The sequence below is a fragment of the Azoarcus sp. CIB genome, assembly GCF_001190925.1.
Lineage (GTDB): Bacteria > Pseudomonadota > Gammaproteobacteria > Burkholderiales > Rhodocyclaceae > Aromatoleum.
Map to the genome: position 1 here is coordinate 2,111,840 of NZ_CP011072.1, position 10,641 is coordinate 2,122,480.

Sequence of the window (10,641 nt, forward strand, 5' to 3'; positions counted from 1 at the left end):
TGCGCTGACGCAGCCCCGCTCGCGGGCGCCACTGGCCCCTGCCCCGCCCCTCCAGCGCCGCGGGCGCGTTCCCGAGGAGTCCTGCCGGACATGGAAGCGCTACCCGAACTGTCGATCCTGCTCGTGGAGGATGATCCGCTCCAGGGCGAACGCATGGTGATGCTGCTGCAGAGCCTCGGGCAGCGGGTCCGGGTCGCCGAATCCGGCGAAATGGCGCTCGACCTGTTCGCTGCCGCGCCCTCGGACCTCGTGCTCATGGACGTCATGCTGCCGGGCATCGACGGTTTCGAAACGACGCGGCGGGTCAAGTCGATGTGCGACGGCCGCTGGGTGCCCGTGATCTACATGACCGCACTCGGCGGTTGCGCCAATCTCGTCGAGGGGCTTCACGCCGGCGGCGACGACTACCTCGTGAAGCCCGTGGAGTTCGAGATCCTCGAGGCGAAGCTGCGGTCGGCGATGCGCACCCTGGGGCTGTACCGCGACCTGGAAAGATCGCGCGACGAACTGGCCCGTACCAACGCCGCGCTGCGCGGGGCCAACCGTGAGCTGGAATGTTTCACATACGCGGTCGCGCACGATCTCAAGTCGCCGCTCCGCGCGATCAACGGCTATGGCAGCCTGCTCGCCTCGAGCGAAGCCACCCGGCTTTCCGAGGACGGGCGATCCTCTCTGGAAAGGATCCTGGAGGGCACCGAACGCATGGGCCTCCTGATCGACGATCTGCTCGAATACTCGCGTGTCGAACGCGCGCCGACGATCTTCGAGGAAATCGACGTGCGGGAACTGACGTCACAGCTGACCGCGGACTTCAACGAGGAAATCGGGCGCAACGGCGCCACGGTGGAGCTTGCGCCTTCCTGCTCTTCGATCCTGGCAGACCGCAGCGGCCTGACACATGCGTTGCGCAACCTGCTCGGCAACGCGCTCAAATTTTCGGCGGGGGTAGCCCATCCCCGCATCGTCATCGCCTGCACCAGCAAGGCGGACCGGTGCCACATCTCCGTGCGCGACAACGGCATCGGTTTCGACATGCACCACCACGATCGCATCTTCGACATCTTTCATCGGCTGCACCGCGACGACGAGTATCCCGGCACGGGTATCGGGCTGGCGATCGTGCGCAAGGCCGCCGCGCGCATGCAGGGACGGTGCTGGGCCGAAAGCAGTCCCGGACAGGGCGCAACCTTCCATCTCGAATGGCCGATACCGCCGAACTCCTGATGTCCTGAGTTGGTGGAGCCCATATAATCGGGGTTAGCCAACGAGAGGAACTCCCATGCGCTTCGAAGGATCACGCGATTACGTTGCCACCCCCGACCTGATGCTCGCGGTGAACGCGGCTATCAAGCTGCAGCGGCCGCTCCTGATCAAGGGCGAGCCCGGCACGGGCAAGACCATGCTGGCTGAAGAGGTGGCCGCAGCGTTGGGCCTGCCGCTGCTGCAGTGGCACATCAAGTCGACCACCAAGGCCCAGCAGGGCCTGTACGAATACGATGCCGTTTCGCGCCTGCGCGATTCGCAACTGGGCGATGACCGGGTCAAGGACATCGCCAACTATATCGTCAAGGGCGTGCTGTGGCAGGCTTTCGAGTCCGACACTCCGTGCGTCGTGCTGATCGACGAGGTCGACAAGGCGGACATCGAATTCCCCAACGACCTGCTGCGCGAACTCGACCGCATGGAATTTCACGTGTACGAGACGCGCAAGACGATCCAGGCGCGCCACCGGCCCATCGTCTTCATCACGTCGAACAATGAGAAGGAGCTGCCCGACGCCTTCCTGCGCCGTTGCTTCTTCCACTACATCCGCTTCCCGGACCGCGACACGATGCAGCGGATCGTGGACGTGCACTTCCCGGACTTGAAGAAGGATCTCCTGCGCGAAGCACTCGAGGTGTTCTTCGGGCTGCGCGACGTTCCGGGGCTGAAGAAGAAGCCGACGACCTCGGAGCTGATCGACTGGCTGAAGCTGCTGGTGGCAGAGGATATTCCTCCCGAAGCCTTGCGCGCACAGGACCAGCGCGTGGTCATCCCGCCCCTTGCCGGCGCGCTCCTGAAGAACGAGCAGGACCTCCATCTGTTCGAGCGGCTCGTATTCATGGCGCGCAACAACCGATGAGCGCCTGGTCTGCTGCGAAGCTCGAGCGGTTTTCCGACGCCGTATCGCCACGGAGCGCCGCATGCTCATAGACTTTTTCCTGCATCTCAAGGCGAACAAGCTGCCCGTGTCGACGCGGGAATTCCTCACGCTGCTGGAAGGTCTGCGCGACGGCGTGTGCGGCCATGCGATCGACGATTTCTACTTCTACGCCCGAACTTGCCTGGTCAAGGATGAGTCGCGTTACGACCGTTTCGACCAGGCTTTCGCCGCGTATTTCAAGGGCGTGACGGAAATCCCGGGCCTGGAGCAGGAGCTGCCGGAAGAGTGGCTGCGGGCGATGATGAAGAAGCACCTGTCGCCCGAGGAAAAGGCGCAGCTCGAGAAGCTCGGCTGGGACAAGCTGATGGATGAGTTCCGCAAGCGCCTCGATGAACAGAAAGGCCGCCATCAGGGCGGTTCGAAGTGGATCGGTACTGGCGGCAAATCGCCGTTCGGCAACAGCGGTTATCACCCCGAGGGAATCCGGGTCGGCGGCGAGTCCGCGGGCAATCGCACCGCGATCAAGGTCTGGGAGAAGCGCGAGTACCGCAACCTGGACGATTCGCTGGAACTCGGCACGCGCAACATCAAGGTTGCGCTGCGGCGGCTGAGGCGCTTCGCACGCGAGGGCGCTGCTGAGGAACTGGATCTCGACGGCACGATTGCAGCGACCGCCCGGAATGCCGGCTGGCTGGACCTGATGATGCGGCCGGAGCGCCACAATGCGGTGAAGGTGCTGCTGTTCCTGGATGTCGGCGGGTCGATGGACGACCACGTGAAGGCGTGCGAGGAGCTGTTCTCCGCCTGCCGGTCGGAGTTTAAGCACCTCGAACACTTCTATTTCCACAACTGCGTGTATGAGTCGGTGTGGCGCGACGGTCATCGCCGTCACGCAGAGCGGATCCCGGTCCACGACCTGCTCCATAAGTACGGCCCGGATTACAAGCTGATCTTCGTCGGCGACGCGACGATGAGCCCGTACGAGATACTGCACCAGCACGGATCGATCGAACACATGAACCAGGAACCCGGCGCTGACTGGCTGCGCCGCCTGCTCGACGCCTGGCCAGCCGCGGCGTGGCTCAATCCCGAACCGGAGCGGCTGTGGCCTTATCGGCAGTCGATCGAGATCATCAACGGCATCATGGCCCAGCGCATGTACCCGATGACGCTGGAAGGGCTCGAACGCGCGATGCGGCAGCTTTCGAAGAAGACCTGACCGCCCGATTGACGTCGCCGCGAATGCGCGACTTACTCGGTGAAGGGCAAGGGCTGCATGCCGAAGCCTTCGTCGAGGTCCTTGATCTGTTGCAGCAGACCGTCCAGTTCTTCCTGGAGGCGTGTCTGGGACGCGGCATCGAGCAGCCGCAGGGCCTCCGGCAGGACTCCGCGGGCGGGCGACGGCGCCCGCTCCAGCAAATCACGCCCGGCTGCCGTCAGTGACAGTCGCACGACTCGCTGGTCCGCGCTGTTGCGTGCTTTTGCGACGAAGCCGTTGGTCTCGAGCTTGTCGATCATGTTCGAGGCGGTCGACTGATGCAGGGCCATCCGTTTGGCGAGCTCGCCGACACGCAGGCCGGGCTCTTCGAGCAATTCCTGCATCGCCCAAAGTTGCGCACCGGTCACGCCACTCTGCTTTTCGATCCACTGGGAATGGCGCTGCGCCGTGCGGATCAGCACGCGGAATCGTTGCAGCACGGAGAGCGGCGACACCTGTGCCTGCTGCTTGCGGTCTGACGACTTGCTCACGGTTGAAGCCTCCCCCTTTGCCCAACGCCGGGAAACCCGGGAAAAAATACTCGTGTAGATGTTTTGGCGGACGGCTCCAGTCCGGATACCGTCTTTTCCGGATATCGTAGCGGAAACGCCGGTCATTCCCAACAAATCCGGACTATACGGACCAACGATCGCGACCGGCACTCGCGGCCGTTGGTCGATCGGACTCGATCGGAGGTAGGTTCTGTCTCCGCAGTCCGAGTCGAAAGGAAAGTGGCGTGAACGAAAAACCGCCCGCAATGCGGGCGGCTTCGGTGATGCCGGAGTGGCGAATCAGTTGCCGCTCATCGCCATCATCAGCTGGTTGATGCGCTTGACGAAGGTGGCAGGGTCGTCGAGCGTGCCGCCTTCCGCGAGCAGCGCCTGGTCGAAGAGCACCACGGCCCAGTCGTCGAACTGCTTCTCTTCGTACTTGAGGCGCATCACGGCCGGGTGGTTCGGGTTGATCTCGAGGATCGGCTTTGACACCGGCGCCTGTTGGCCGGCGGCCTTCAGGATGCGCGCGAGGTTCATCCCCATGTCGTGCTCGTCGGCGACGAGGCAGGCGGGAGAATCGGTGAGGCGGTGCGTGACACGCACTTCCTTGACGCGCTCGCCGAGGCTCGCCGCCATCTTCTCCAACAGTTCCTTGTACTCGTCGGCTGCCTTTTCGGCTTCCTTCTTCTCGGCCTCGTCTTCAAGACTGCCGAGGTCGAGACCGCCCTTCGCGACCGAGACGAGCGGCTTGCCGTCGAACTCGGTCAGGTTGCCGATGACCCACTCGTCGACGCGATCCGACAGCAGCAGCACTTCGATACCCTTCTTGCGGAAGATCTCGAGGTGCGGGCTGTTCTTGGCGGCGTTGAAGGTTTCCGCGGTGACGAAGTAGATCTTGTCCTGGCCTTCCTTCATGCGGCCGATGTAGTCGGCGAGCGAGACGGTCTCGTCCGGCGTGTCGTTATGCGTCGAGGCGAAACGCAGCAGGCCGGCGATCTTGTCCTTGTTGGCGTGGTCCTCGCCGACGCCTTCCTTCAGCACCTTGCCGAATTCCTTCCAGAAGGTTGCGTACTTCTCCTTCTCGGCGGCGTCTTCGCTGGTCGCGAGGTCTTCGAGCAGGCCCAGCACCTTTTTCGTGCAGCCGGCGCGGATCGTATCGATGTCCTTGCTTTCCTGCAGGATCTCGCGCGAGACGTTGAGCGGCAGGTCGCTCGAATCGACCACGCCGCGCACGAAGCGCAGGTAGGTCGGCATCAGCTTCTCGGCGTCGTCCATGATGAACACGCGCTTCACGTACAGCTTGATGCCGTGGCGCGCGTTGCGGTCCCACATGTCGAACGGCGCGTGCGCCGGGACGTACAGGAGTTGGGTGTATTCGTGGCGGCCTTCGACGCGGGCGTGGCTCCACGCGAGCGGCTCGTCGAAGTCGTGGCCAACGTGCTTGTAGAAGGCTTTGTACTCGTCGTCGGTGATGTCGCTCTTCGAACGGGTCCACAGCGCGTTGGCTTGGTTGACGGTCTCGTCCTCGTCGGTCGTGACCTGCTCGTTCTTGTCCTTGTCCCATTCTTCCTTCTTCATCAGGATGGGCTGGACGATGTGGTCGGAGTACTTGCGGATCAGGCTGCGCAGCTTCCAGCCGGCGAGCAGATCTTCCTGGTCGTCGCGCAGGTGGAGCGTGATCTCGGTGCCGCGTCCCGTCTTCTCGACGGGTTCCACGGAGTATTCACCGGCGGCGTCGCCGACCATCGAGCATTCCCACTTCACGCCTTCGCTCGCCGCCAGGCCCGCACGGCGGGTGACGACGGTGACCTTGTCGGCGACGATGAACGCGGAGTAGAAGCCGACGCCGAACTGGCCGATCAGGTGCGCGTCCTTTTTCTGGTCGCCGGTGAGCTGCGAGAAGAATTCCTTGGTGCCGGACTTGGCGATCGTGCCGAGGTGCGCGATCGCATCGTCACGGCTCATGCCGATGCCGTTATCGGCGACGGTCACGGTCTTCGCGTCCTTGTCGAACGAGATGCGGATCGCGAGCTCGCCCTCGCCTTCGAACAGCTCTGCCTTGTCGAGCGCCTCGAAGCGCAGCTTGTCGCAGGCGTCCGACGCGTTCGAAATCAGCTCGCGCAGGAAGATCTCGCGGTTTGAGTACAGCGAGTGGATCATCAGGTGAAGCAGCTGCTTCACCTCGGCCTGGAAATTGAGGGTCTGGGCGCCGGCGGCGGTGGTCATCGATTGAAACTCCATTTACACAGGAACGCGCCTGCAGATGGGGCGCGTTCCGGGAATTTCAAGCACCGCCCGCAACGATCATTGGTAGCGGATTTCGACGACCTCGATCTCGCGCGGCCCCGCCGGGCTCTGGAAGCGCACGACGTCGCCCTCGCGCGCCTTCATCAGGGCGCGTGCGAGTGGCGAGATCCAGCTAATGCGGCCGGAACTGGCATCGGCCTCGTCGACGCCGACGATCTGCCAGGTCTGCTCGCCCTCGCCCTCGCCGTCCGCGTCCTCGACGTCGAGCACGGTCACGGTCGCGCCGAAGAAGACCTGTTCCATGCCCTGCTGGCGCTCGGGGTCGACGACCTCGGCCGATTCGATGCGTTTGATCAGGAAGCGGATGCGGCGGTCGATCTCGCGCAGGCGCTTCTTGCCGTAGATGTAGTCGCCGTTCTCGGAGCGGTCGCCGTTCGATGCGGCCCAGGCGACCGTCTCGACGAGCTTCGGCCGCTCGATGCGCACGATCTGGTCGAGTTCGACGCGCAGCGCGTCGTAGCCGCGCCGCGTCATGTAGTTCTTGGTCCCGGGAGGCAGGCGTACCGATACGGGGACGTCGTCATCGTCGTCCTGGCCGTCGCCTTCCTTCGTAAAAGCCTTGTTCACCTTGCGAGCCCATCCTGTTGCTGGGGTTCCGTTACCTGTCCCATTACCCGTTTTGTCACCACATGCAACCACGTCCGCTGTCGCGCCGTCGGCGCTTCATGATAACGGACAAGTACGTCGGTCGCGCACGACGCGACTGCTCGCGGCTGCACGGATTGATTCAATCCGATAAACTGGCGCGCTTTCACAAACATCTTGCAATCGCGAGACGCTACCGCGGTCGGCCGCCCCCGGGCGACACTTCGGCAGTCTCGCGACCCGCGCGCGCATCGCCCTGCGAAACGCGCGTTGCCGCGACTTCAACGCATTTTTCGCCGATTCATGACCCAAGCCGCCACTCCCTCTTCCGCCGATCTCGACGCGCTGCGTCTCGAAGTAGCGGGCCTCGTCGTCGAAGCCCTCAACCTGGACACGGCACCCGAGTCCATCCCGGCCGACGATTCGCTGTTCGGCGAAGGCCTGGGCCTCGACTCGATCGACATCCTCGAGGTCGCGCTCGTCGTCTCGAAGCGTTACGGCTTCCAGTTGCGTGCCGACAACGAGGACAACGTCAAGATCTTCCGCTCCCTGCGCAGCCTCACCGAGTACGTCGCGGCCAACCGCACGAAATGAGGCCCGCAGTCGTCCGCGTCGGGCGCGGACTGGCGATTGCCGTCGCCGTGGTTGCTTGGGCAGTGGCTGCGCACTACACGAGTGCGCTCGTCGATGAATCGTCCTGGGGCGCGCTCCTCGCGATCGCGCCCTTCGCGTTGATCGCTGCGGCTTTCGCCTGGCAATCGACGCGCCGCGGCCTGATGCTCGCGCTGCTTGCCACCGCCACGCTGGTGCTCGCACTCGCGTGGCCGACGCTCGCGCGCAACGTCGGCTGGCTGTATTTCGTCCAGCATGTCGGAACCAATGCCCTGCTGGGGCTCGGTTTCGGACGCACGCTCGGCGCAGGGCGCGAGCCGATGTGCACGCGTATCGCACGCACGATGCACGGCACCGTCAGCCCGGCGCTCGCGCGCTACACACGGCAGGTGACGGCCGCATGGGCGGTGTTTTTCGCGGGAACCGTGGCGATTTCCTGTCTGCTGTTCGCGTTCGGCACGATCGAAGCGTGGTCGACCTTCGCCAACCTTTTGACCATGCCGCTCGTCGGACTGATGTTCCTCGCGGAGTATCTCGTGCGCCTCAGGCTGCTCCCGGAAGATCGCAGCAGTATCCTCGACGCCGTCCGCGCGTATCGGCGTACCTCGCCCACGGCAAGCCCGGTCAACGAGCGATGACGCACCCCGGCCCTGCGGCGCTGCCGCTCCTCACGCACGCGAAACCCGATGCTGTCGTCGCCTGGCGGCACGATGGCCCTGTGACAATCGAACGCTTCCTGAGCGACGTACGGTGCCTCGCATCCAGCCTGCCTGCCGGAGGACACGTCCTGAACGTGTGCGCGGATCGCTACCGCTTCACCGTCGGGCTGGCCGCGAGCTTGGTGCGCGGCAAGATCAGCCTGCTGCCTTCGACGCACACTCCCGAGACCGTCCGGCAATTGCTGGCGTTTGCGCCCGATGCGTTCTGCCTGACCGACAGCCCGGTCTGTGACATCGACCTGCCGCAACATCGCCTCCTTGAAAGCGCGGAGGCATCCCCTTCGCCGGACGGTTCCGCGGTGCCGATGATCGCCGCGGACCAGACCGTGGCCTACGTATTCACGTCCGGCTCGACGGGCGTTCCGATGCCGCACCCGAAGACCTGGGGCGCGCTCGTGCGCAACATCGCGGCCGAGGCGGACAGGCTCGGGGTGGTCGGCAAGCCTTTCACGCTGATCGGCACCGTCCCTCCGCAGCACATGTACGGATTCGAATCGACCGTGCTGCTGGCGCTGTTGTCGGGCGGGGCAATCTGGTCGGGGCGGCCGTTCTACCCGGCGGACATCGTCCGGGCGCTGGACGCCGTTCCCCGCCCGCGCGTTCTGGTTTCCACCCCGTTCCACCTGCGCACCCTGCTGGCCGCCGATGCCGGGGTGCCGCCGGCCGATCTCGTCGTGTCCGCGACCGCGCCGCTGTCGGGCAATCTCGCGGTGGCCGTCGAGGCGCAGCTGCAGTGCCCGCTGATCGAGATCTACGGCTGCACCGAGACGGGCCAGACGGCCACTCGGCGCACCGCCGAGACCGTGGAATGGCAGCTCATGCGCGGCCTCAGGCTCAGCGTCGAGGATGGGAAGGTGTGGGCGCACGGAGGCCATGTCGAGACGCCGACCATGCTTAGCGACATCATCGAACCCACCTCGGGCGACCGCTTCCTGCTGCACGGACGGTCGGCCGATCTCGTGAATATCGCGGGCAAGCGCAGCTCGCTCGGGTACCTGAACCATCAGCTGAATGCGATCCCGGGTGTCGTCGATGGCAGTTTTTTCATGCCGGACGACGAACAGAGCGACGGGGTAACGCGCCTGACGGCAGTCGTCGTGGCACCGGGCCTCGACCGCTCCACGCTGCTGGCGGCGCTGCGCGAGCGCATCGACCCGCTGTTTCTCCCCCGCCCGCTGATCTTCGCGAATGCCCTTCCGCGCAACGCGACGGGCAAGCTTCCGCGCGCGGCGCTGGAAGAGCTGCGGCGCACTCTGGGCGGTGGCGAATGATCCACGAATCGAGCGTCTGGATTCCCGCCGATCATCGGTCGTTTGCGGGGCATTTTCCGGGTCGCCCGATCCTGCCGGGCGTGGTGCTGCTGGGCCTCGCGACGCGCGCGCTCGGGGACGCCCTCGGGCGCAACGTGCCGCCGTGCGGCATCGCATCGGCCAAGTTCCTGCGCCCGGTCGGCCCCGGCACGGATCTGCGTATTCGCCTTGCCGAGGCGGGCATGAACTGGCGTTTCGACATCCTTGCCGGGGAAGACTGCGTCGCGACCGGCTCCCTGCGGGTCGATCCGGCGTGAACGACGCGTCGAGCGCGAAACCCCGGCGCGGCACGGCCGAATGGGCGAGCCGGCCGGAGCGCAGCAATTACGCGACGCTGCGGCTGATGACCTGGATCTCGCTGCGGCTCGGTCGCCGCGTGGGGCGTGCGGTGCTGGTGCTGATTTCGGCCTACTTCCTGCTCTTCGCGCCGACCGCCCGGAGAGCCTCGCGTGAGTGGCTCGGACATGCCTTGGGCCGGCGTCCTACGGCCAGCGAACAGTTCCGGCATGTATTCAGCTTCGCGAGCACGATTCACGACCGCATCTATCTGGTAAATGACCGCTTCGACCTGTTCGACATCCGCGTGCATGGCGGCGAACTCGTGCGGGCGGCGGTGGCCGGCGGTCAGGGCGTGTTCCTGATGGGCGCGCACCTCGGGAGCTTCGAGGTCATGCGCGCGATCGCTCGCCAGCAACCCGGCATGCGCGTCGCGATGGTCATGTACGAGGAAAACGCGCGCAAGATCAACGACACGCTCGCGGCGATCAATCCAGCCGCACGCGCGGACATCATTCCGCTGGGACATCTGGATTCGATGCTGCACTTGAAGGAGCGGCTCGACGACGGCTCGCTCGTGGGCGTGCTTGCGGACCGCAGCCTGGGCGACGATCCGTCGCAGCCGGTCGAATTCTTCGGCGAACCCGCGGATTTCCCGGTCGGCCCGTGGCGCATCGCAGCGATGCTGAAGCGCCCGGTGATCCTGATGGTGGGCCTGTATCGCGGGGGCAACCGCTACGACGTGCACTTCGAGGAGCTCGCCGATTTCTCAGCGGCGACGCGCGAAAACCGGGCACACCTGATTCACGCGGCAGTCGAATGCTACGCCGCACGCCTCGCCCACTATGCCGGGCTGGCGCCGTACAACTGGTTCAATTTTTTCGATTTCTGGCAGAGCGCGCGCCGCCGCGCCGCGCATTGACCGCCTCCTGGAGTA

11 protein-coding genes are annotated in these 10,641 nt (G+C 65.0%); 8 read left to right on the forward strand and 3 right to left on the reverse strand.

The annotated features are described in order from the left end of the window. The first annotated feature begins 90 nt into the window (after positions 1 to 90). The 3 genes from AzCIB_RS09350 (at position 91) to AzCIB_RS09360 (ending at position 3,362) form a co-directional block, all read left to right on the forward strand. The gene (locus AzCIB_RS09350; RefSeq protein ID WP_050415648.1) at positions 91 to 1,224 is read left to right on the forward strand and encodes a sensor histidine kinase; all 1,134 of its coding nucleotides are present in this window, start codon (positions 91 to 93) and stop codon (positions 1,222 to 1,224) included. Between the two features lie 55 nt (positions 1,225 to 1,279). Then, entirely contained in the window at positions 1,280 to 2,122 is an 843-nt protein-coding gene (locus tag AzCIB_RS09355) for an AAA family ATPase (protein ID WP_050415649.1), read from the forward strand. Between the two features lie 61 nt (positions 2,123 to 2,183). Beyond that, positions 2,184 to 3,362: a vWA domain-containing protein gene (locus AzCIB_RS09360; RefSeq protein WP_050415650.1), complete on the forward strand. Its 1,179-nt coding sequence runs from the start codon at positions 2,184 to 2,186 to the stop codon at positions 3,360 to 3,362. A 32-nt stretch (positions 3,363 to 3,394) separates the two neighbouring features. Here the strand turns inward: AzCIB_RS09360 and AzCIB_RS09365 are convergent, their stop codons facing one another. From AzCIB_RS09365 to greB, 3 genes are all read right to left on the reverse strand, one after another. Continuing rightward, entirely contained in the window at positions 3,395 to 3,892 is a 498-nt protein-coding gene (locus tag AzCIB_RS09365; protein ID WP_232299401.1) for a MarR family winged helix-turn-helix transcriptional regulator, read from the reverse strand. Positions 3,893 to 4,192: 300 nt separating this feature from the next. Next, on the reverse strand, positions 4,193 to 6,121 hold the full coding sequence (gene htpG / locus AzCIB_RS09370) for a molecular chaperone HtpG (protein WP_050415651.1): 1,929 nt from the start codon (positions 6,119 to 6,121) through the stop codon (positions 4,193 to 4,195). Positions 6,122 to 6,199: 78 nt separating this feature from the next. Continuing rightward, on the reverse strand, positions 6,200 to 6,769 hold the full coding sequence (gene greB, locus AzCIB_RS09375; RefSeq protein ID WP_050415652.1) for a transcription elongation factor GreB: 570 nt from the start codon (positions 6,767 to 6,769) through the stop codon (positions 6,200 to 6,202). A gap of 321 nt (positions 6,770 to 7,090) precedes the next feature. On the opposite strand from greB, the gene AzCIB_RS09380 reads away from it, so the two are divergent. From AzCIB_RS09380 to AzCIB_RS09400, 5 genes are read left to right on the forward strand one after another with little or no spacing between them, the layout of a single operon-like run. Next, complete coding sequence (locus AzCIB_RS09380; RefSeq protein WP_050415653.1) at positions 7,091 to 7,381, forward strand: phosphopantetheine-binding protein; 291 nt, start codon at positions 7,091 to 7,093, stop codon at positions 7,379 to 7,381. Further along, positions 7,378 to 8,037: a COG4648 family protein gene (locus AzCIB_RS09385; RefSeq protein WP_050415654.1), complete on the forward strand. Its 660-nt coding sequence runs from the start codon at positions 7,378 to 7,380 to the stop codon at positions 8,035 to 8,037. Before AzCIB_RS09380 ends, AzCIB_RS09385 begins: the two co-directional genes overlap by 4 nt. Continuing rightward, positions 8,034 to 9,389: an AMP-binding protein gene (locus tag AzCIB_RS09390; protein ID WP_050415655.1), complete on the forward strand. Its 1,356-nt coding sequence runs from the start codon at positions 8,034 to 8,036 to the stop codon at positions 9,387 to 9,389. The genes AzCIB_RS09385 and AzCIB_RS09390 overlap by 4 nt, the downstream gene beginning before the upstream one ends. Beyond that, complete coding sequence (locus AzCIB_RS09395) at positions 9,386 to 9,685, forward strand: ApeI family dehydratase (RefSeq protein ID WP_050415656.1); 300 nt, start codon at positions 9,386 to 9,388, stop codon at positions 9,683 to 9,685. Before AzCIB_RS09390 ends, AzCIB_RS09395 begins: the two co-directional genes overlap by 4 nt. Continuing rightward, positions 9,682 to 10,626, forward strand: coding sequence for a lysophospholipid acyltransferase family protein (locus AzCIB_RS09400; protein ID WP_050415657.1), 945 nt, complete (start codon positions 9,682 to 9,684; stop codon positions 10,624 to 10,626). Before AzCIB_RS09395 ends, AzCIB_RS09400 begins: the two co-directional genes overlap by 4 nt. Positions 10,627 to 10,641: the final 15 nt, after the last annotated feature.